Raw genomic sequence first — 22,088 nt, 5'->3', positions numbered from 1 at the left:
CGTTTGGCAAGCATACAGACAGAATTTTTGTAACAAAACCGGATGCTTAGCAGGGATTTTGCTCACTATCAGAGCGTGGCGAGCTTGGCGAAGAAAGTGCCGGATGGCTGCAGGAAGAGGGCCAGATGCCGAAAGATGGATGTAAGCGTGGGGTCAGAACGCACGCATCGATGTGCGCGATTTTGCTCTGCTCAGTTGCCCGCTCAGGCCGCGTTGGCTTCCAGTTCGCGGGTGCGGCGCGAAGGGATCTGGACGCACTCCACGGGCGCTTCGATGGCAAGTAACGCCGATGCGAGCGCGCGCAGATGTGCGCCGTCGCTGGTCGAACACAGGCGCACGCTGGCGCCGCCGCTTTCGCTGGAAGCCGTGGCGGCCCGCAAACCGTGCTGGTCGAGCACGCGTTCGAGCTGGCGCGCGATGGCCACGCTCGTATCCACCAGCGTCATGCGTTCGCCGACGATCGAGCGGATCGCCGCATCCAGAAACGGGTAGTGCGTGCAGCCGAGCACGAGAGTGTCCGCGCCGGCATCGAGCATCGGCTGGACGTAGCCGCGCAGCAGCGCGACCAGTTCAGGCGAGCCGATATCGCAACGCTCGACCGCTTCCACCAGACCGTGGCCCGGCTGGCTCAGCACGCGCAGGTCGTTGGCGTGGCGCTCGACCAGCGCCTGGAAGCGCGCGCTGCGCAGCGTCACCTGAGTGGCGAGCACGCCCGCCACGCGCGATTTCGACAGCGCCGCCGCCGGCTTCACACCGGGCTCCACGCCCACGAGCGGGATCGGCAGGCGCGCGCGCACGAATTCGATCGACTGCGCCGTGGCCGTGTTGCAGGCCACTACCAGCGCCTTCGCGCCCTGCGCCACGAGCCATTCGCCGATCGCGAGCGTGCGGTCGGCGATGAAATCGTCGTCGCGCTGACCGTAGGGCGCATAGCGCGAATCCGCCACGTAGATCACCGGTTCCTGACCCAGATGTGCACGCACGGCGCGCAGCACCGACAGGCCGCCCAGACCGGAATCGAAGATGCCGATGGGGGCGCCAGGCGCAGCGCTGACAGGAGCCGGATGATTCACGTGAGTCGGGAAGCGGGAAAAAATACGGGGAAGCGCTTGCGACGCAGGCCGCATCCGCAAGCGCGCGGATGCGGCCGTAGCGCAATCAGAATCAGGATTCTACCGAACCCATCATGGTCTGCTGGTAATTCTGGATGCCGACCTTGCCGATCAGGTCGATCTGCGTTTCGAGCCAGTCGATGTGCTCTTCGGTGTCGTCGAGAATCTTCGTGAAGATTTCACGCGAAACGAAATCGCGCACCGATTCGCAATAAGCGATGGCTTCCTTGCAGGTGCCCTGGGAAATGTACTCGAGCTTCAGATCGCATTCGAGCACTTCCTGGGTTTCTTCGCCGATCAGCAGCTTGTGCAGGTCTTGCAGATTAGGCAGGCCGTCGAGCATGAAAATACGTTCGATGAGCCAGTCGGCGTGACGCATTTCGCCGATCGACTCGTCATATTCGTGCTTGCCGAGTTTTTCGAGGCCCCAATGCTTGTACATACGGGCGTGCAGGAAGTACTGGTTAATCGCGGTCAGTTCGTTCTTGAGCTGCGCGTTCAGATATTCGATGACTTTCTTGTCGCCTTGCATAGTTTTTCCTTCCTTGTGGGGGCGTGCAGGTTTTAACACTGGGTGGAACAATAAACGCTCAATACACAAAAGCCAAGGTGCAATCTGCGTCAAATTGCAGCCAAATGCGATTATTTGCAGCGTGCTGAGAATTAGTCTCAGTACGTTTCGTGTTACCCAAAAAAAACCGGGACGCTGGGCCCCGGTTTTTTTATTTCGGCGTTTCTATTGAGCGCCGATTATCTCGCAGATCGCGAATCAAGCGATCAAGCCGTCGCGACCGGAATCTTGCCGATCTTTGCCTGCCATTCGGAGGGGCCCGTCTTGTGCACCGACGTACCCGACGAATCGACGGCCACCGTCACCGGCATGTCCTGAACGTCGAACTCGTAGATGGCTTCCATGCCGAGGTCTTCGAACGCCACGACCTTCGAGCCGCGGATCGCCTTCGACACGAGGTAAGCCGCGCCGCCCACGGCCATCAGGTAAGCCGCCTTGTGCTTCTGGATGGCTTCGATGGCGACCGGGCCGCGCTCGGCCTTGCCCACCATCGAAATGAGGCCCGTTTGCGAGAGCATCAGTTCGGTGAACTTGTCCATGCGGGTCGCGGTGGTGGGGCCTGCCGGGCCGACCACTTCGTCGCGCACCGGATCGACCGGGCCGACGTAATAGATCACGCGGTTCTTGAAGTCCACCGGCAGCTTTTCGCCCTTCGCCAGCATGTCGGCGATACGCTTGTGCGCGGCGTCGCGGCCCGTGAGCATCTTGCCCGAGAGCAGCAGCGTCTGGCCCGGCGTCCACGAAGCGACTTCTTCCGGCGTGAGCGTGTTCAGGTCGACGCGCTTGCTGGTTTCCGTGTTCGGTTCCCAGTTGACCTTCGGCCATGCGTCGAGCGACGGTGCTTCCAGCTTCGCCGGGCCCGAGCCGTCGAGCACGAAGTGCGCGTGGCGCGTGGCGGCGCAGTTCGGGATCATCGCGACCGGCTTCGAGGCGGCGTGCGTGGCCGTTGCCATGATCTTGACGTCGAGCACCGTGGCGAGACCACCCAGACCTTGCGCGCCGATACCCAGCGCGTTGACCTTCTCGTGCAGTTCGACGCGCAGTTCTTCGATCCAGTCCTGCGGGCCGCGCTTGATGATGTCCTGAATGTCGATGGACTCCATCAGCGATTCCTTCGCCATCAGCATCGCCTTTTCAGCGGTGCCGCCGATGCCGATGCCGAGCATGCCCGGCGGGCACCAGCCTGCGCCCATCGTCGGCACGGTCTTGAGCACCCAGTCGACGATCGAGTCGGACGGGTTGAGCATGACGAACTTCGACTTGTTTTCCGAGCCGCCGCCCTTGGCTGCAACCTGAACATCGACCTTGTCGCCCGGCACGATCTCGTAGTGGATCACGGCCGGCGTGTTGTCTTTCGTGTTCTTGCGAGCGCCTTCGGGCGGCGACACGATCGATGCGCGCAGGACGTTGTCCGGGTTCAGATAACCGCGGCGTACGCCTTCGTTGATCATGTCGGTGACGCCCATCGTCGCGCCGTCCCAACGCACATCCATGCCGACCTTCACGAAGATCGTGACGATGCCGGTGTCCTGGCAGATCGGGCGCTTACCTTCGGCGCACATGCGGCTGTTGGTGAGGATCTGCGCGATCGCGTCCTTCGCGGCCGGGCTTTCCTCGAGCTCATAGGCGCGACCCAGCGCCTCGATGTAGTCCTGCGGATGGTAGTAGCTGATGTACTGGAGCGAATCCGCAATGCTCTGGATCAGGTCTTCCTGCTTGATGACGGTCATGGCTAGCTTCTATGGGGACGGGGTGATTCGAATTGTGGAATTTTTTATTTTGACCAGGCGCCGGTTTGCATCGGCTTTATTCGGTTTCGGCGACCTCGCGCACTGGCGCGGACGCCGGATGACGCGCGGCGAGATCGTGATAATGCTCGGGATGCGTATGCGTGGTGATGCGGTCGATCCAGGCCATCACCAGCGCGGAGAGCAGGAACGCGATGTGAATGGCCACTTGCCAGATCACGGTGCGCTCGGAAACGGCGTCCGGGTTGATGAAGGTTTTCAGCAGATGAATCGACGAAATGCTGATCAGCGCCATCGCGAGCTTGACCTTCAGCACGCCGGCGTTCACGTGGTCGAGCCATTCGGGCTCGTCGGGATGGCCTTCGAGGCCCATGCGCGAAACGAAGGTCTCGTAGCCGCCCACAATGACCATGATGAGCAGGTTGGAAATCATCACCACGTCGATCAGACCGAGCACGGCCAGCATGATGCTGGTTTCGTCGAGCGACATCGCGTGGCTGACGAGATGCCAGACTTCCTTGATGAACAGCACGCAATAGACCGTCTGGCCGACGATCAGCCCCAGGTAGAGCGGCACCTGGAGCCAGCGGCTCATGAAGATGACGCTGGGCAGCAGACCCATACGGCGGCGGGACAGGGCAGCGGACTTCGCGGCGGACGACTTGGGGCGTGCGGCGGACATGGGCGTTTCACGTAGGGCGGAAATCGGGCGGGGTCCACGGGGCGCCGCGCGCGCCGCGCCGAGTCTGCTGTCTTGATGCAGGCTCTCGCCGATCGCGCCGCCGCGCCTCTGGGGCCGGGCGGGCGCTATTGTAACGCGTCGGCGCGACACTTCGCCGCGATGAGGGCAGCGAATCTTTCAGGGTCATTACACGCGTGGCGCCGATGCCGCGCGAGCCTTGTCAGGAGGCGACGGGCGGCACGCGTCGGGTCTTGAAACTCGCCAGCGCGATGCCGGCAATCACGCAGGCGAGCGCGATGCCGTGCGCGGGCGTGGGGCGCTCGCCCAGGAACACCATGCCGTAGAGCGCGGCCGCCACCGGCAGCACAGCCGTGAAGACCCCCGCGATACTGCCCGGCACGTGACGGATGCCCATCATCCACAACACGAACGAGAACACGCTGGCCGACAGCCCGTACCAGAGCACGAGGCCCCAGATGCCCGCGGGCACGCTCGCATAGTCGAACGAGAACGCGCTGTGCAGACCCACCGGCAGCATCAGCAGAAAGCCGAACAGATGGGTGTACGCGCAGATTTCGAGCGGCGCGAGCGTCTGCGTGAGACGGCGCGAGAGGATCACGTAAAGCGATTCGCAGCACACGGCGCCCAGCACCATCAGGTTGCCCGCGAACGAGCCGGGATTGGCGGCGCTCGCATCGACATGCGCCAGATTGATCACGGCGATACCCGCAATGGCGAGCGCGATCGATGCGAACGCACGGGCATCGGGCCGCTCGCGCAGAAACAGCCACGAGAACAGCGCGACGATGGCCGGAATCGTGCTGGTGATGACGCCTGCGGCCACGGCGCTGGTGCGATGCACGCCGCCGAGCATCAGCAGCGTAAACCCGAATGTACCGAAGAGCGCCTGCAGGAACAGATTGAGCCATTCCCCGCGCTTCACGCGGCGCATGCGGGCGACGCGCAGCAGGGGCCAGAGCACCGCGAGCGCGATCACGAAGCGCAGCAACGCAAACAGATCAACGGGTAAAAACGCAACGATCGTTTTGCCGATGCCGACATTGCTGCCCACGAGCAGCATGGCGGCGACGAGAAAAAGTGAATGACGGTTCAAGCTGGAATCCTGGCGCTCAGATCAGTTAGCATTCTAAATGGCCGTTTAAGAGGTCGCTATCGCGCGCCTGCGTAAGTAGCGGGTAAGTTGCAGCGCTTAATCTTCGAGGATGCGTTCGAGACAAGCGCCCGGACGCAACGCGCCAGCGCAGTCGCTCGCGAACGCGTCGCCAAAGATCACAGGAAAGCTCGCCGCCCGCGCTCAGGCCACAGAGGGCGCGGCGGCACACAGGAGACGGCGCGCGCAGGCATCGCAGATGCTGCGCGTGTCCACGAGTTTGACGTTTCATCTTCACCAAGGGGTTGTCGATGTCTGCGATTGAATCGGTTCTTCAGGAACATCGTGTGTTTGCGCCGTCCGCGCAAACGGTGGCCAACGCAACGGTGTCCGGCATGGAGGCTTACAAGGCGCTCGCCGCCGAAGCCGAACGCGATTACGAAGGTTTTTGGGCGCGCCTCGCGCGCGAAACGCTGACCTGGCAAAAGCCCTTCACCAAGGTGCTCGACGAGTCGAAGGCACCGTTCTACACGTGGTTCGAAGACGGCGAACTCAACGCTTCGTACAACAGCCTCGACCGTCACGTCGAAGCCGGTAACGGCGAGCGCGTCGCGATCGTCTTCGAAGCCGACGACGGCACCGTCACCAACGTCACCTACCAGGACCTGCTCGCGCGCGTGTCGCGCTTCGCCAACGCGCTCAAGAAGCGCGGCGTGAAGAAGGGTGACCGCGTCGTCATCTATATGCCGATGTCGGTGGAAGGCGTGGTGGCGATGCAGGCCTGCGCGCGCGTCGGCGCGACGCATTCGGTGGTATTCGGCGGCTTCTCGTCGAAGTCGCTCAACGAACGCATGGTGGACGTGGGCGCGGTCGCGCTCGTTACCGCCGACGAACAGATGCGCGGCGGCAAGGCGCTGCCGCTGAAGAATATCGCCGACGAAGCCCTCGCCATGGGCGGCTGCGACGCCGTGCAAACCGTGTTCGTCTACCAGCGCACGGGCGGCAAGGTCGCGTGGAAGGAAGGCCGCGATCTGTGGATGCACGAAGTCTCGGCGGCCGAAAGCGACACTTGCGCGCCGGAACCGGTGGGCGCGGAGCATCCGCTCTTTATCCTCTATACCTCGGGTTCGACGGGCAAACCGAAGGGCGTGCAGCACAGCACGGGCGGCTATCTGCTGTGGGCCGCGCAGACCATGAAGTGGACCTTCGACTACAAGCCCGACGACGTCTTCTGGTGCACGGCCGACATCGGCTGGATCACGGGCCATAGCTACATCGCCTACGGACCGCTGACGATCGGCGCGACCCAGGTGGTGTTCGAAGGCGTGCCCACGTACCCGAACGCGGGCCGCTTCTGGGACATGATCCAGAAGCACAAGGTCACGCTGTTCTACACGGCGCCTACGGCCATCCGTTCGCTCATCAAGGCATCGGAAGCCGATGCGAAGGTGCACCCGAAGAGCTACGACCTGTCTTCGCTGCGCATTCTGGGCACGGTTGGCGAGCCGATCAATCCCGAAGCGTGGATCTGGTACTACGAGAACGTGGGCGGCAAGCGTTGCCCGATCGTCGATACCTGGTGGCAGACCGAAACCGGCGGCCACATGATCACGCCGCTGCCGGGCGCGACGCCGCTCGTGCCGGGTTCGTGCACGCTGCCGCTGCCGGGCATCATGGCCGCGATCGTCGACGAAACCGGTCAGGACGTGCCGAACGGGCAGGGCGGCATTCTGGTCGTCAAGCGTCCGTGGCCCGCGATGATCCGCAACGTGTGGGGTCAGCCGGAGCGCTACAAGTCGGGCTACTTCCCCGAAGAACTTGGCGGCAAGCTGTATCTGGCCGGTGACGGCAGCGTGCGCGACAAGGAAAGCGGCTACTTCACGATCATGGGCCGTATCGACGACGTGCTGAACGTCTCCGGGCACCGCCTGGGCACGATGGAAATCGAATCGGCGCTGGTGGCGAATCCGCTTGTGGCCGAAGCCGCCGTGGTGGGCCGTCCCGACGATACGACCGGCGAAGCCGTGGTGGCCTTCGTGGTGCTCAAGGCCACGCGCCCGCATGGCGACGACGCCGTGAAGCTCGCCAACGAACTGCGCGCGTGGGTGGGCAAGGAGATCGGACCGATCGCCAAGCCGAAGGACATCCGCTTCGGCGAGAACCTGCCGAAGACGCGTTCGGGCAAGATCATGCGCCGTCTGCTGCGCTCGCTCGCGAAGGGCGAGGCAATCACGCAGGACGTCTCCACGCTGGAAAACCCGGCGATTCTCGATCAGCTCGGCGAATCGCTCTAAGTCGACGATTCAAGTCGACGCCTCAAGTCCAAGCTGGACGCCGCGACAGGCTCGCGGCGTCCTTCGCACTCTTCCCAATTGCAGCGTCTGCGCCTTTTTGCTAAACAGGCGCATGGCCGCGCCACGCACCCAACCGCCGAACAATCCCAATCCCTTGCCCGAGCCGCCGCCGGTCAGCCGGGCGATGGCGCTCGCGCATCGGCGCTACTGGCGTTTTAACGTCGCGCTGATCGCCGTGCTGATGACGATCGGCTTCTCGGTCTCGTTCGTCGCGCCGCTGCTCGCGCGCGCGCTCGACGGCGTGCGCTTTGCCGGCTTCAGCCTGCCGTTCTACCTCGGTGCACAAGGCGCGATCCTGGTCTACGTGGCGCTGGTGGTCATCTATATCGTGCTGATGCAGCGCGCCGACCGCGAATTGCAGGCCGCGCGCGAAGCCGAAGCCGCGATCCGCGACGCCCGCGAGGCGCCGCCACGATGAAGCTCGCGCATCGGCTTATCCGTTCCTACGCGCTTTATACGCTCGGTTTTCTCGGCTTTGTTTTCGTGATGTGGCGCATCGAACGCGTCACGGGCCCGGGCATGTGGATCGGCTACGTGTTCCTGTTCGTGCCGATCGCCGTGTATGCCGTGATCGGCCTGCTCTCGCGTACGTCGGACCTGGTCGAATACTACGTGGCGGGGCGGCGCGTGCCATCGGTGTTCAACGGCATGGCGACGGCCGCCGACTGGCTCTCGGCGGCTTCGTTCATTGGCCTCGCCGGTTCGCTCTACGCGAGCGGCTACGACGGCCTGGCGTATCTGATGGGCTGGACCGGCGGCTACTGCCTCGTGGCCTTTCTGCTCGCGCCTTATGTGCGCAAACTCGCGCGCTACACCATCGCGGATTTTCTCGGCACGCGCTTCTCGAGCAACCTCGTGCGCGCGCTGGCCGTACTCGCGACGATTCTCTGTTCGTTCATTTATCTGGTCGCGCAGATTCAGGGCGTTGGGCTGATCGCCGTGCGCTTTATCGGCGTGGATTTCGCCATTGGTATTTTCTGCGGGCTGGCGGGCATTCTCGTGTGCTCGTTTCTGGGCGGCATGCGCGCCGTGACGTGGACGCAGGTGGCGCAATACATCATCCTGATCGCGGCGATTCTGATTCCGGTTTCGTTGATTGCGCATCGAGATGGTTTGGGCTGGGTGCCGCAACTCGATTACGGCCGCGTGATGCAGCGCGTGGAAGCGCTCGAACGCGACGTGCGCGATGCCGGCGCCGAAGCGAACGTGCGCGAAGAATATCGTCATCGCTCGGCGCTCTGGCAATCGCGGCTCGACGCGTTGCCGCAATCGTATGTCGAAGAGAAGACGCGCCTGGTCGATTCGCTGGTGAGTCTGCGTCGACATAATGGCCCGCTGCGCGATATCGATTCGCTCGAACACGAGATCGCGCGTTTCCCGCGTGACCCGGAAGCCGCGCGTGCAGCCTGGACGCAGCAGCGCGACGACCTGCTCGCGCGCGCCACGCCGCCGGTGCCGATGCACGAACCCTTTCCCGCCGAAAGCGACGAAGCGCGGCAGATTCACGAGCGCAATTTTCTGTCGCTGCTGCTGTGTCTGTCGCTGGGCACGGCGAGCCTGCCGCATATTCTCACGCGCTATAACACGACGACTTCGGTGGCGTCGGCGCGGCGCTCGGTCGGCTGGACGCTGTTTTTCGTCGCGCTGTTTTATTTGACGGTGCCGGTGCTGGCGGTGCTGATCAAGTTCGAGATTCTTTCGCACCTGGTCGGGCAGCATTTCGACGATTTGCCGCATTGGGTCATGCAGTGGCGGCGTATCGAGCCTTATATGATTGGCGTCGCCGATGTGAATGGCGATGGCATCGTGCACTGGAGCGATATCCAGATGCAGCCCGATATGGTGGTGCTGGCCGCGCCGGAAATTGCGGGCTTGCCGTATGTGATGTCGGGCTTGATTGCGTCGGGTGCGCTGGCCGCCGCGCTTTCTACCGCCGATGGCTTGCTGCTGACGATATCGAATGTGCTTTCGCACGATGTCTATTACCACATGGTCGATCCGAATGCGTCGAGTCAGCGGCGCGTGACGATGTCGAAGATTCTGCTGCTGGGCGTGGCCTTGTTCGCTTCGTGGGTGGCTTCGCTCAATGCCGGGAATATCCTGTTTCTGGTGGGCGCGGCGTTTTCGCTGGCCGCTTCGAGTTTATTTCCGGTGCTGGTGCTGGGCGTGTTCTGGAAGCGCACGACGCGGCTGGGCGCGGTCGCGGGCATGGTGGCGGGGCTTGCCGTGTGCGTGTATTACATCGTTTCGACTTATCCGTTCTTTACCCAGCTTACGGGTTTTGAAGGCGCGCGATGGTTTGGCATCGAGCCGATCAGTTCAGGTGTGTTTGGCGTGCCAGCCGGGTTTCTGGTGGCGATTCTGGTGAGCCTGGTGGACCGCAAGCCGGATGAATATACTGTGGCGCTGGTAGATTATATTCGGCATCCTTAGTGTTTTATTGCGGTATCGATAAACGATACCTGCGGTGTTATCGGGTTGGCCTTTCTGAATGGAACAAGGCGGGTAGGGCGCGACGCGCGAGAATGCGTGCAGTGCAATCCGCCGGAGCTTCCCGATGTTTCCTTTTTCCCGTCGTCGCGAATTTCCCGATACTGAGCGCGTTGCGGCGCTGCTCGAAATCGGCGATCTGGTTTTTATTCGCGTCAAGGCGCGGCCCTTTCTTGAAGTATCGGCAGCCACGAATTGCTGGAGTAATCACGTGGGCATCGTGATCGATATTTCGGGTGCGCAGCCGCTTATTGCGGAGAGTACGTTTCCCGTTTCGCGTTATACGACCTGGCGGCGTTTTGTTGGGCGATCGGAGGCGGCGCGTTTTGCGGTGTGTCGGCTTGAAGGTGGAGCGTTGACGCATCGCCATGCGCAGATTCGACGCGCGGCTGGACGGCGGATGGGCGTGCTTTACGACACGGGTTTCAATCTGCATTCGTCGCGGCAATTCTGTTCGCGATTCGTGCGCGAGGTGCTCGATGAATCGGCAGGCGTGCAAATCGGTCGAGTGCAGACTTTCGACGAGTTGTATGCGGATCGGCCCGACGCGCGCTTGCGGTTCTGGAGGCTCTGGTTCTTCGGGCGGATTCCGTGGGCGCGCGAAACGGTGACGCCAGCGAGTTTGCTGCGCAGCGCGCGGCTGAGCGTGGTGGTCGAGGGGCGGTGCAGCCGTTGATCGGCGAGCGCAGGCACTTGCCATAGCCCAGAATGGACCAAAAGGAAAAGCCCCGTAGATCCATGATCTTACGGGGCTTTCCAGGTGTTCTGGCGGAGAGACGGGGATTCGAACCCCGGATAGGTTATTAACCTATACACGCTTTCCAGGCGTGCGACTTAAACCGCTCATCCATCTCTCCTGCGGGACGTGGATTATAGCAGACTCCTGGCGGGATTGGAAATGTCGATGCCAGGGCAAGCGATTAGCCGGCCTTGCAGCCCGCTCACGCGTCAGCCAAAAAAGCGCGCAAGACAGTTAGCACGCCTGTTTCAAGCAGCCGTACAACGGGTTTTACAGCCATGAACCCTTCACAGCACCGCACGAATCCTTGCCGCGACGGCCTCCAGTTCGGCCTTGTCCGCCATGTCGCGCGCGTGCATGCGCAGTTCTTCGCCCTTGCGGCGGGGAATCAGATGGAAATGCACGTGCGGGACGGTCTGCCCGGCGGCCGCGCCGTTGAACTGCGCGATCATCAGGCCATCGGGCTTGAGCGCGCTACGCAGCGCGTCGGCCATCTTCTGCACCATCGCCATCGCGGCCGTCAGCGCTTCGGGCGACAGCTCGTAAATTTCCTCGGCGCCTTCTTTCGGCAGCACCAGCACGTGACCTTCGGACTGGGGCATCACGTCCATGATCGCGACGGCCGCGTCGTTTTCGCAGAGTTTGATGGAGGGAATCTCGCCGCGCAGCAGCTTGGCGAAGATGTTGTTGTCGTCGTAGGCCATGGAGTCCTCGGGGTCTTGTTGGACGATCCTTCTGCATGACCGGTGCATATGCACCGGAACGCATCGGGGCCGCGCTGAAAGGGAAGTGTTGGGCAAGCCCTGCAACCGCAGCGCCCGATTATCGCCGAGACGTGCAGGCGTCTGTCCGTGTTCCTGCACGTTTTTTGAAGCGGGTGCATCATAATGTTTCTCGCAGCGCGCGCGACGACGAATGTCTGATACGGAGCACCACGTATGGCAACGACCGATCTCGAAGCAGCCCAATCCGCCCGCGAAGCCACTGGCTCAGGGGCGTGGCGATTCATATCCCAACTGCTGGCACGCGCCGATGTGATCGTCAACGGTCCGCGACCTTGGGACATGGCGATCCACGATCCGCACGTGCCCGAACGCGTGCTGGCGCTCGGCAATCTGGGCCTCGGCGAGGCCTATATGGACGAGCAGTGGGACTGCGAGCAACTCGACGAATTCTTCTCCCACGTCCTGCGCGCTCATCTCGACGATCAGATCGATCCTGCCCGGCTCGTTTTTCATTCGCTCAAGGCCCGGCTGATGAACCGGCAGACGGCGCGCCGCGCGTGGAAAGTCGGCCAGCAGCACTACGACATCGGCAATGCGTTTTACGAAGCGATGCTCGACAAGCGCATGACCTACACGTGCGGCTACTGGGCGGGCGGTGCAAAGACGCTGGACGAGGCGCAGGAAGCCAAGCTCGATATGATCTGCAGAAAGCTGGGGCTCAAGCCCGGCATGCGTCTGCTCGATATCGGCTGCGGCTGGGGCAGCCTGATGAAATTCGCCGCGGAGCATTACGGCGTGTCGTGCGTGGGCGTGACGATTTCGAAGGAGCAGGCCGCGCTGGGCGCCGCGCGTTGCGAAGGTCTGCCGGTGGAATTTCGTCTGCAGGACTACCGGCTGCTCGACGAAAAATTCGATCGCGTCGCCAGCGTCGGCATGTTCGAGCACGTCGGGCCCAAGAATTACCGCACCTATATGGAAGTGGCGCATCGTTGTCTCGACGACGAAGGCCTGTTCCTGCTGCACACGATCGGCAAGAATCGTCGCGATACGACGCCCGATCCGTGGGTCGACAAATACATTTTCCCCAACGGCGAATTGCCGACGATCGGTCAGGTAGCCGATGCATCCGGCGGCCTTTTCGTGACCGAAGACCTGCATAATTTCGGCGCCGATTACGATCGCACGCTGATGGCCTGGCACGCCAATTTCGAAGCGGCCTGGCCGCGCTTCGAAGCGGAAATGGGACGCCGTTTCTATCGCATGTGGCGTTATTACCTGCTGTCGTGCGCGGGCGCTTTCCGGGCGCGCGATATCCAGTTGTGGCAATTCGTGCTGTCGAAGAACGGCGTGCCGGGTGGTTATCGTCGTCCGTGAATGAGTTTTAGCCCATAAAAAAGGCTGCGAGCGATACACGCCGCAGCCTTTTTCTATTTGCGCGGATGAATTAGCGCATCACGGCCGCGACGGTCGCGATCCCCAGAATCGTCATCAATACCGAGGCGCAGACGTGAATCGCGATTTCGCCCGCGGCCCAGCCAAAGCGGCCGTTTTGCAGATGCGCGACGACTTCGGCGGAAAAGGTCGAGAACGTCGACAAGCCGCCCATGCAGCCGGTAATCACGAACAGACGCCATTGCGGCGAAACATCGGGCAGGCGCGCGAAGGCCGCGAGCGCGACGCCGATGACATAGCCCGCGATGATGTTCGATACGAGCGTGCCGAGCGGCAACGTCGGAAACAGCGCGTTCAGCCGCAGGCTGAGCACCCAGCGCAGCAGCGAGCCGAGCGCGCCGCCGATGCCGACGGCGAGAATGGACAGGTACATGGTCGGAGGTCGTTGGATGTGCAATGAAAGCCGGGCCACCTGGATGCCATTGCGCGCACGTCCAGTCAGCCCGGATTCGACCTCGGAGTGTAGCACCGCGTATTTCCCGCCGCGCCGCGTGAGTGACGTGGGCGGCGTAAGCGGCGCGAGCACGGCGGCGTCAGGCGAGTCCGCCGTTGGCGCGCAGCGTCTGGCCATCGACCCAGCCGCTATCCGGGCCTGCCAAGAACGAGACCACGGCGGCGATATCGTCGGGCTGACCGAGGCGTTCCAGCGGCGGCAGGCTCGCGAAATGGCGGATCTGTTCTTCGGTTTTGCCTTCGAGGAACAACGCGGTCGCAACCGGTCCCGGCGCCACCGCGTTCACCGTGATGCTGCGCCCGCGCAATTCCTTCGCGAACACGCGCGTGAGCGCTTCGACCGCGCCTTTGGTGGCGTTATAGATGCCGTAGCCCGGCAGATTGAGCGCCAGCGCCGTGGTCGAGAAGTTGATCACGCGTCCGCCATCGGCGAGCTTTGCAGCGGCCTCGCGCATCGTGTTGAGCGTGCCGCGCACGTTGATGTCGAACATTTCGTCGTAGACCGCGTCGGTGGAATCGGCGATCGTCGCCAGCTTCATCACGCCCGCGTTGTTGACCAGCACCGTGGGTTGGCCGAGCCGTTCGACCGTGGTGTCGAACAGATGGCGCACTTCTTCGGACTTCGCGATATTGGCCTTCACGGCGATGGCGCGGCCGCCTTCGCTGGCGATCTGCGCGACCAATGCTTCGGCCTCCTGCGCACTGGAAGCGTAATTGACGACGACCGCGTGGCCATCGCGCGCGAGCCGCAGCGCGAGCGCCGCGCCGATGCCGCGCGATGCGCCCGTCACGATGGCGACGCCGCGCGTCGTGGAAAGAGATTGGGTCGATGTGCTCATGATCTGGCTCCGTTCGGTTCGGGATGCTTCGGGATGCTTCGGGAAGCTTGTAAAGCGGGAACGGGCTCGATCATGCTGGAAAACCCGCCCCGGATCATTGCCCGGGTACGGGTTTCATCATTCCATTTCGATTAACAATGCGGCGGAAGCCGCCTTCAGTATGCGATGCAGACCGATTTCGTCTCGGTGTACGAGTCGATGATCGCGCGGCCGTGCTCGCGGCCGATGCCCGACGCCTTGAAGCCGCCGAAGGGCAGGGCCGGATCGACCATATTGTGCGTGTTGACCCAGACGGTGCCGGCTTCCACGGCATCGACCACACGCAGCGCGCGATCGAGCTGGTTGGTCCACACGCTCGCGCCCAGGCCGTACTCCGAAGCGTTGGCGGCGGCGATGGCTTCCTCCACGTCGTCGTAAGGCATGGCCACCAGCACCGGGCCGAAAACCTCCTCGCGCACGACGGTGAGCGCTTTGTTGGCGGCATTGGCGATCACCGTCGGCTCGACGAAGAAGCCCGCGCGTGGCGCGCTGCCGCCGCCCGCGACGATTTCGCCGCCTTCGGCGCGGCCCTGGGCGATCATGTCGGCGACCTTGTCGCGATGGCGTGCGGACACAAGCGGGCCCATCTGCGTCGCCGCGTCGAAGCCGGAGCCGAGCACCGTGTTGCGTGCGACCTGCGCAATGCCATCGACGATCTCGTCGAAGCGCGCGCGCGGCACATACAGGCGCGAGCCGGCCGTGCAGACCTGACCGTGATTGAAGAAGATCGCGCCCGCCGCGCCTGCGATCGCGCGCTGCGGATCGCAGTCGTCGAGCACGATCACCGGGCTCTTGCCGCCGAGTTCGAGCGAGACGCGCTTGAGATCGTCGGCGCACTGGCGGCCGATGATGCGGCCCACTTCGGTCGAGCCCGTGAACGTGACTTTATCGACGCCGGGATGACGCACGAGCGCCGCGCCCGCCGTTTCGCCCTGACCGGTGACGACGTTGAACACGCCGGGCGGGAAGCCGGCTTCGTGCGCGAGTTCGGCCAGACGGATGGCGGTGAGCGGCGTTTCCTCGGCGGGTTTGAGCACGACGGTGCAGCCGCAGGCGAGCGCGGGGGCGATCTTCCACACGGCCATCAGCAAGGGGAAATTCCACGGCACGATCGCGGCGACCACGCCCGCGGGCACACGGCGCGTCGAAGCGTTGTAGCGCACGCCCGGCGGAAAGGCGAGCGAGAGATCGACGGTGCTGCCTTCGATCTTGGTGGCCCAGCCCGCCATATAGCGCAGCCATTGCACGCTGCCGCCCACTTCGAGCATCTTCGAAAAGCCGAGCAGTTTGCCCTGATTGAGCGTTTCGAGCGCGGCGAGTTCGTCGCCGTTGCGCTCCACCAGATCGGCGAGTTTGAGCAGCAGACGCTCGCGTTCGGCGGGCGGCATGCGTCGCCACGTGTCGGCGCGAAAGGCGCGGCGCGCGGCGTGCACGGCGGCGTCGATGTCGGCGTCGCTGGCGTCGGGCACCTGGGCGATCTCGGCGCCCGTGGCCGGATTGAATACGGCGAAGGTGCGATTGTTGCCGCTCGCGCAGAAGCGGCCATCGACGAACATCTGCGTGCGGATCGTATGCGTGAAGTCCTGGCGGTCCATTGCGTCTCCTGAATAATGTGTCGAAGCGTGGGGCTAGCGGAAGTCGGCGGAGATGGCGCGCGTGCCGTAGTGCGCGACGCGCCGCTTCCGCGGTGTGGCCTGCGCCGAAGCACAGACAAGATTGAGTACGGCCGCGCCGAGAAACAGCACGTAATAGCCCTGACCAAAGCCCCAGGTGGTCGTTGCGAACGTTGCGCCTGCAACCATGCCGATGTGATGGGCGATGCCGGGGCAACGGCCTTGTCCGCCATGATGGGCGTGATCGTTGCGAAGCAGCGTGGGGAGTGTCAGTGCATCGAGTACCGTGAAAACAGGCGCGGCATAGGGCGCCCAGGGGGCGAAAACATCGAGCGTCAACGATGCCAGCAGCACGCCGCGCAGCATGAAAAGCCATAGCAGCGCGTGATGACGCTCGATTCGTTGCAGGTAAGCGCCCGCGCCAATTGCGGCGCCGAGCGGCACAAGCAGATGCGCAAGCGAAAGCGGACCCGCACCGCACAGCGCGAACAACTGGAAGCGCGCGAGAAGGCCGCTCGACATACCGGCGAGCCACGCAGCGCCGATCATCGCGCCGTTCAGATTCGGCGTTCCCGCTCTACGAGCAATGCTGACGAATTGACGTGCTTCCGGCGCGATCCTGCGAGCGCTCATCAGCAGCGCAATGCCCGCAAGCACAAGCGGCAACGCGATGTGCGTCGCGCCAGCGCGTGCCTGGTTCGCAGCGAAGCTCATTGCCGCCATCGTTAATACAAGTGCAGTCGCGGTAAATATCGTTGCGCGCGCACCTGAACGGCGAGCGAACATCGGCGGCAGCAGCGCCATCGCCAGCAACGCAACGGCGCTCGCGGCGAACGCAGCGACACGATCGCCGGCCTGCATCGCGCCCAGCGTCGTGCCGGCTGCGAGCGCCGCTGCGCCCGCCGTCACTGCGCACCAGAACATCGTTGCGCGCCACATGGCCTTGCCCTTACTTCTTGCTGCCGCAGCACGAAGGCGCGGCTTCGGGCGCGCCGTCCTGCACGCTATGCGGATCGCGTCCGCCCGGCAGATCCATCGCCGGATTGCCCTGGAAGAAGTTATTCGGCTTGAGCATGAAACCCGCGTACTCCACCGGCATGACCGGGAAGTCCTCGGGCTTGCAGACATGCGTATGACCGAAGCTATGCCACAGCACGATGTCTTCGTTTTCGATGTTGCGATTCGCCTCGATATAACGCGGCAGACCGTCGCCGCCTGCGTGCTGGTTCGGATAGTCGCCGCTCGCGTAGCGCTGCGTCGTGTCGAATGGCGTGACCCAGACATGGCGCGTGGCGAAGCCGCCGCGCTGGCGCACTTTCGAATTCGGATCGGCGAGCATCAAGGGCGAATCGTTGACGATGAGCTTGTAGCCCGGATTCGCGCCCACGCGATTTTTCACATTCGGATTGACGACCTTCCAGTAGCGACCGGTCTGACCGTTGGCGTTGCGCGCCGCTTCCTGTTCGGTCTTGAGCACGCGCTTCGTGGTGTCGAACACGTTGCCATAGGGATTGTCGCCACCCATCGGGCGCGGCACGAATTCGTGTTCGGTGACCGAGTTCTTCTCGCCGTCGACCATCATATGCAGACGCGCATTGAAGAAGTGCTGATGCGTGGGGCCGCCGAGGTTTTCGGTGATCATGCCGCCCCACGGATACGTACCGCCATCGGCCACCGCCGAGGTCTGCACGATGCCGGTGAGTTTGCATTCGAGCTGGATCGTGCCGTCCTGATAGAAGTACCAGTAAAATCCGTAGTCGTAATTGCCCACCGTGGCGAAGAAGGAAATCACGAGGCGGCGCGAGCGGCGCATTTCGAATACGCCGGTGCGGAATTCATAGTGTTTCCAGAGCGTGCCGTAATCTTCTTCGTGCAGGCACACGGCGTTCTTCATCGTGAAGCTATTGCCGAAATCGTCGGCGGAAGGAATGTCGAAATAGCGGATCGTGCCAAGACAATCGCAACCCAGTTCGAGTTGATTGGCGAGTTTGCCCAGACCATATTCGCCCGCATCGAACGCGCTCTTCCAGTAATGGTTCGTGGTGGGATCGGAATAGGGCACGCACATCTCCGTCACGCTCGCGCGATAGACGATCGGGCGCGGCGCGCTCTTGCCGTCGTCCCACGTGATCTGATGCAGCACGAGACCTTCGCGCGGCGTGAAGCCCACGCGGAATGTCCAGTTTTGCCAGGCAACCTGCCAGCCGTCGATCGTGAAGCTCGGGCCTTCGGGCTGGCTGATCGACAGCGGCTTGACGGTGTCGCGCGGCGCGCCCAGGCTCGGCGTGTCGTAGTTATGCTTTGCTTTGGGAACCGGAATGATGCGGCCATCGTCGACCAGATCGATCACTTTCTGTTCGAGCAGATCGACCACGGCCACCACGCCTTCGATCGGATGCGCGTAGCCGTTGTCCGTCACGTTTTCGCGGTAGTAACTCACGCAGCGCACCAGACGGCGACCGCCTTCGCCCGGGCGATCGAAGGCGCCCGCGGAAAACGGATCGACCTGTACATTGACCAGATCCGCTTCGCTCAGGCCGCGCTTTTTGATCGCCTCGCGCCACGCGAGATCTTCCTTGACGATGCGCTCCGCGTTGATGAACTCTTCGATCATCACCGGCGGCTGGCCGAACGGCGCGCTTTGCAGCGCGAGCGGCGTGCGCGACTGCACTTTCTTTTCGCGCAGATCGACCACGAACTCGATGGTCTGGCTGCGCGTGCGATCAATGGCGATCACAAAGGCGCAACGCGAAAAATAATCGCCCTGTTTCCACGCCACGACTTCAGCCTTGGGCGGCTCGTGCAATTCGGTCACGGGAAAGCGGCCGTATTCGTCTAACTGTTCGGCGGCCTTCACGATGTCACAGGCGAGCTGCATTTCGGCGAGGCTCAGCGGGTCGAGCGGATGCGCGTTCGGATTCGTGTTCATAAGCGTTTCGTAAGGATGACGATGGGCCGCAACGGCGGCGAAAAGCGGGCCGCTCCGTGGCGTTTCAGGGCATGACCGCAAGGGCGATGTCGTGTCGTCATCGTAGAAACGCCATATTTTTTTCGCGCTTGCAAAACGCGCCAAAGGGGCGATAGAGTGCGCCAGAGACAGAGCGAACCCAACATCAAGAAGCGGCCGCCGCGCATGCCGGCAACAAGGCGACGTGCATGCCTGTGCGTAGACGGCCCACTGGAGCGAGACATGAAACGAGTCCCTGTCAGCAACGGTTTTCCGATGATTCGCGGCGCCGTGATGGGGCCCATCGTGCGTGCGCTGGACGCAGCGGGCGCCGACTGCGATGCCGTACTGGCTGAATTCGGATTGAGCCGCAGACAGCTTTCCGACCCTTATGAAATTGTGCCGCTCGGGCGCTATGTGGGCGCCTTCGAACGTGCGGCGCAGGTGCTCGACGAACCGTCGCTCGGGCTGCGTTTAGGCAATGAATTGCAGCTCACGGAAATGGGGCCGCCTGGTCTGGTTTTTATGTCCTCGCCTACGCTGGGCGCCGCCATCCGTAAATTCACCGATGCACTGGCTTCTTGGCAAAGCGGCACGCTGGTGGACCTCGTGCGCGATAACGCCTGGCCGAAGTGGAGTTACCGCGTAGCGCACGCGTCGATCTGGCCGCGCAGTCAGGACGCCGAATACAGCATGAGCGCGATGTGCCACATGATTCGTCTGGTTTATGGCGCTTCGTGGATGCCGGTGGAAGTGCATTTCGAGCACGCCGCGCCCGCCGATCTCAAGCCTTATCAACGCATTTTTCGCGTGCCGGTGCGTTTTCAGCAGCCTGAAAACGGCGTGGTTTTGCATCCGCACGATCTGGACGCGCCGCTCAAGAGCGCCGATACGCAGATGGCCCGCATGATGGAGCGCCACGCGACCGATCTCATCAAACGCGATACCGTGCCGCATAACCTCGTCGATCAGGTGCGCGAACTCGTGACGCGGCGCCTCGCGCGCGAAAAGCTCGTGGTCGCCGATATCGCGCGCGATCTGGGTTTATCGGATCGATCGTTGCAGCGCCATCTGGCGGAGGCGGGCACGTCGGTGCGCGAGATCATTCGCGAGGAGCGCCAGCGCAGCGTCGCCACATTGCGCGAGCAGGACGGTATGACCAATGCCGCTGTCGCGCGTGCCGTGGGTTACGCGGACGCCACCGTCCTGTGGCGGGCGACGAGAAACTGGGGGTCGGCCTGATTAGGTCCGGCCGGGTTAGGTCCGGCCCGGATAGGTCCGCCTGGGTACTCCCGTTTGTAATGAATTTGTCGGTTTGACGAAGCCATCGACGATTAAAAAAATCATTCGTCATCCCAATCAAATTTCACGCCAATATCGCGTTAAGTAAAAACCCGCAGCCGTATTGGCGCACTTTATCGAGAATTTGGCGCGATCAGCCAGGTCGCCCGATTTTTTAGCTGCCTACCATGCGCTCCAATCGAATCTCGAAAACGCATCGGCGAGATCCGGTCCCCGAGCGCCTGAGGCACACGGTTCATCCATCGTGTCGTGTGGCGCAATCAGAACAGACCCCAGCAGAGGCAACGATGAACGAACCGTATTCAAGCGCCGGCCTTGTCGGCGACGCCGAGTCAGACCGCGTGGCCGCGCCGCGCAGTCTGCTCGGCCTGTGGCAAATCGTGTTTCTCGTGATCTCCGCAGCCGCACCGCTCACCGGCATGCTGGGCGCTGTGCCGCCCGCCATCAGCCTGGGCAACGGCGCCGGCATTCCGGGCGCTTTCGTGATCGCGGGCGCCGTGTTGCTCGTGTTCAGCGTGGGCTTTGCATCGATGAGCCGGCATATCGTGCGGGCCGGCGCGTTCTACGCGTACATCACCGCGGGATTCGGGCGGCCGCTCGGCATGGCAGGCGCGCTTGTCGCGCTGCTGTCGTACACCTGCATCCAGATCGCGCTGTACGGGCTATTCGGTTTCTTTTGCACCGTCGTGCTCGGGCCGCTGCTGCATAGCGCGATGCCCTGGTACGTTTATTCGTTAGCGTGCGTCGTCATCGTGCAGATCACGGGCTTGCGCGGCATCGATCTCAACAGCCGTCTGCTTGGCGTGCTGATGTGCCTCGAAATGGGCATCCTGCTGGTGCTGTCGATTGCCATCGTGATCCATCACGGCGGACCGGACGGCCTGACGCTCGCGCCGTTCTCGCCGCAACACGTTTTCAGCGGCCACATGGGCATTGCGGTGATGTTCGCGCTGGCGTCTTTTATCGGCTTCGAGGCCACCGCCATTTACGGCAAGGAATGCCGCGATCCCAAGGTCACGGTGCCGCGCGCGACCTATGTATCGGTCACGCTGATCTTGGTGTTTTTCGCCTTCGTGACGTGGGCGATCGTGTGCGCATACGGCCTGAAAGATGTCGCCGATGTGGCCACCAAACAGCCGGGCGATTTCTGGTTCATCCAGTCCGCGAAATATCTGGGCGGCGCGATGACGACCACCATGAGTTTCCTGCTGCTTTCCAGCATTTTCGCGAGCCTGCTGTCGTTCCATAACACCATCGTGCGCTATATCCACGCGCTTTCGGTCGAAGGCATTCTGCCCGCGAAGCTCGACCGCCTGCACCCGAAATACGGTTCGCCGTATCTTGCGAGCTATCTGCAGACGCTCACGGTGGCGGTGCCGGTCGCGCTCTATGTGGTCGCAGGCGCCGATCCGTTCAATATCGTCTTTAGCTGCACCTCGGCGCTGGGCACGATCGGCATCGTCATGCTGCAGGCGGTCACGAGTTTTTCGGTGGTGGCGTATTTCCGCGCGACGAAAAAAGACACGCGGCTCTGGCATGCGCTGGTTGCACCGGTGCTCGGCGGCGTCGGGTTGCTGTGGATCGGCTTCGTGCTGATCGGCAATCTGGACGCGCTCAGCGGTTCGGATAGCGCGATCGTGCGTTCGTTCCCGTGGATCGTGCTGGCGGTTGCATTGGCGGGTATCGCGCTGGGCTATGTGCTCAAGCGCAGCCGCCCGGACGTGTACGCCCGCTTCGGACAGTAAAACAGTAGGGCGGCAGGGCAGCAGGACGCCTGGCAGGGAAGAACCCAGGCCGCAGGTCTCGCCCTCTGCGCAAATCGATACGTAATCCTATTCATAGTTTTACCCACAATCTCCTCGCGGGCGGCGCGCGTTCGTGATTTTCGCGCGCCGCGAACCCACACCTCGA

18 protein-coding genes and 1 tRNA gene are annotated in these 22,088 nt (G+C 62.8%); 7 read left to right on the top strand and 12 right to left on the bottom strand.

All coding sequences use genetic code 11. From position 1 onward, the window contains the following. Positions 1-203: 203 nt before the first annotated feature. The 5 genes from murI to U5A67_RS35235 form a co-directional block, all read right to left on the bottom strand. The gene (gene murI, locus U5A67_RS35255; RefSeq protein WP_415768067.1) at positions 204-1,127 is read right to left on the bottom strand and encodes a glutamate racemase; all 924 of its coding nucleotides are present in this window, start codon (positions 1,125-1,127) and stop codon (positions 204-206) included. A 37-nt stretch (positions 1,128-1,164) separates the two neighbouring features. Beyond that, the gene (gene bfr, locus U5A67_RS35250; protein ID WP_027817224.1) at positions 1,165-1,644 is read right to left on the bottom strand and encodes a bacterioferritin; all 480 of its coding nucleotides are present in this window, start codon (positions 1,642-1,644) and stop codon (positions 1,165-1,167) included. A 245-nt stretch (positions 1,645-1,889) separates the two neighbouring features. Continuing rightward, positions 1,890-3,413 (bottom strand): fumarate hydratase, encoded by a 1,524-nt coding sequence (locus U5A67_RS35245; protein ID WP_321817952.1) that lies wholly within the window; start codon positions 3,411-3,413, stop codon positions 1,890-1,892. Positions 3,414-3,489: 76 nt separating this feature from the next. Then, positions 3,490-4,113 carry a TIGR00645 family protein gene (locus U5A67_RS35240; protein WP_321817953.1) on the bottom strand — a complete coding sequence of 208 codons (624 nt, stop codon included), beginning with the start codon at positions 4,111-4,113 and terminating at the stop codon, positions 3,490-3,492. A gap of 220 nt (positions 4,114-4,333) precedes the next feature. Beyond that, a complete protein-coding gene (locus U5A67_RS35235) occupies positions 4,334-5,227 on the bottom strand; it encodes a DMT family transporter (RefSeq protein ID WP_321817954.1) in 894 nt (297 codons plus the stop codon). Positions 5,228-5,535: 308 nt separating this feature from the next. Between U5A67_RS35235 and acs the strand changes: the two genes are divergently transcribed. The 4 genes from acs to U5A67_RS35215 all read left to right on the top strand — a co-directional run bounded on the left by acs (position 5,536) and on the right by U5A67_RS35215 (position 10,744). Further along, the gene (acs, locus tag U5A67_RS35230; RefSeq protein WP_321817955.1) at positions 5,536-7,518 is read left to right on the top strand and encodes an acetate--CoA ligase; all 1,983 of its coding nucleotides are present in this window, start codon (positions 5,536-5,538) and stop codon (positions 7,516-7,518) included. A 112-nt stretch (positions 7,519-7,630) separates the two neighbouring features. Further along, positions 7,631-7,996 carry a DUF4212 domain-containing protein gene (locus tag U5A67_RS35225; RefSeq protein ID WP_321817956.1) on the top strand — a complete coding sequence of 122 codons (366 nt, stop codon included), beginning with the start codon at positions 7,631-7,633 and terminating at the stop codon, positions 7,994-7,996. Then, complete coding sequence (locus U5A67_RS35220) at positions 7,993-10,011, top strand: sodium:solute symporter family protein (protein ID WP_321817957.1); 2,019 nt, start codon at positions 7,993-7,995, stop codon at positions 10,009-10,011. Before U5A67_RS35225 ends, U5A67_RS35220 begins: the two co-directional genes overlap by 4 nt. A gap of 124 nt (positions 10,012-10,135) precedes the next feature. Continuing rightward, positions 10,136-10,744, top strand: coding sequence for a YebB family permuted papain-like enzyme (locus U5A67_RS35215; RefSeq protein ID WP_321817958.1), 609 nt, complete (start codon positions 10,136-10,138; stop codon positions 10,742-10,744). Positions 10,745-10,834: 90 nt separating this feature from the next. On the opposite strand, the gene U5A67_RS35210 is transcribed toward U5A67_RS35215, so the two are convergent. After that, positions 10,835-10,925 (bottom strand) — tRNA-Ser (locus tag U5A67_RS35210). A gap of 169 nt (positions 10,926-11,094) precedes the next feature. Next, positions 11,095-11,511 (bottom strand): HIT family protein, encoded by a 417-nt coding sequence (locus tag U5A67_RS35205; RefSeq protein WP_205986580.1) that lies wholly within the window; start codon positions 11,509-11,511, stop codon positions 11,095-11,097. A gap of 234 nt (positions 11,512-11,745) precedes the next feature. Between U5A67_RS35205 and cfa the strand changes: the two genes are divergently transcribed. Further along, a complete protein-coding gene (gene cfa, locus U5A67_RS35200; RefSeq protein ID WP_205986536.1) occupies positions 11,746-12,906 on the top strand; it encodes a cyclopropane fatty acyl phospholipid synthase in 1,161 nt (386 codons plus the stop codon). 70 nt (positions 12,907-12,976) lie between these two features. Here cfa and crcB read toward each other — a convergent pair whose 3' ends face one another. From crcB to U5A67_RS35175, 5 genes are all read right to left on the bottom strand, one after another. Beyond that, a complete protein-coding gene (gene crcB / locus U5A67_RS35195) occupies positions 12,977-13,357 on the bottom strand; it encodes a fluoride efflux transporter CrcB (protein WP_205986535.1) in 381 nt (126 codons plus the stop codon). 160 nt (positions 13,358-13,517) lie between these two features. Then, positions 13,518-14,276 carry an SDR family oxidoreductase gene (locus tag U5A67_RS35190; protein WP_321817959.1) on the bottom strand — a complete coding sequence of 253 codons (759 nt, stop codon included), beginning with the start codon at positions 14,274-14,276 and terminating at the stop codon, positions 13,518-13,520. 155 nt (positions 14,277-14,431) lie between these two features. Next, positions 14,432-15,910: a phenylacetaldehyde dehydrogenase StyD gene (gene styD, locus U5A67_RS35185; RefSeq protein WP_415768062.1), complete on the bottom strand. Its 1,479-nt coding sequence runs from the start codon at positions 15,908-15,910 to the stop codon at positions 14,432-14,434. A 33-nt stretch (positions 15,911-15,943) separates the two neighbouring features. Next, positions 15,944-16,852, bottom strand: coding sequence for a hypothetical protein (locus tag U5A67_RS35180; protein WP_321817960.1), 909 nt, complete (start codon positions 16,850-16,852; stop codon positions 15,944-15,946). A gap of 25 nt (positions 16,853-16,877) precedes the next feature. Beyond that, entirely contained in the window at positions 16,878-18,857 is a 1,980-nt protein-coding gene (locus U5A67_RS35175; RefSeq protein WP_321817961.1) for a primary-amine oxidase, read from the bottom strand. A 261-nt stretch (positions 18,858-19,118) separates the two neighbouring features. Here U5A67_RS35175 and U5A67_RS35170 point away from each other — a divergent pair, with 261 nt between their 5' ends. Beyond that, positions 19,119-20,117 (top strand): AraC family transcriptional regulator, encoded by a 999-nt coding sequence (locus U5A67_RS35170; protein WP_321817962.1) that lies wholly within the window; start codon positions 19,119-19,121, stop codon positions 20,115-20,117. A 347-nt stretch (positions 20,118-20,464) separates the two neighbouring features. Next, positions 20,465-21,922, top strand: coding sequence for an APC family permease (locus U5A67_RS35165; protein ID WP_321817963.1), 1,458 nt, complete (start codon positions 20,465-20,467; stop codon positions 21,920-21,922). The last annotated feature ends 166 nt before the right edge of the window (positions 21,923-22,088 follow it).

Origin of the sequence: Paraburkholderia sp. J69-1 (genome assembly GCF_905220255.1) — a bacterium.
Lineage (GTDB): Bacteria > Pseudomonadota > Gammaproteobacteria > Burkholderiales > Burkholderiaceae > Paraburkholderia.
This window is presented reverse-complemented; position numbering and strand designations above follow the sequence as displayed.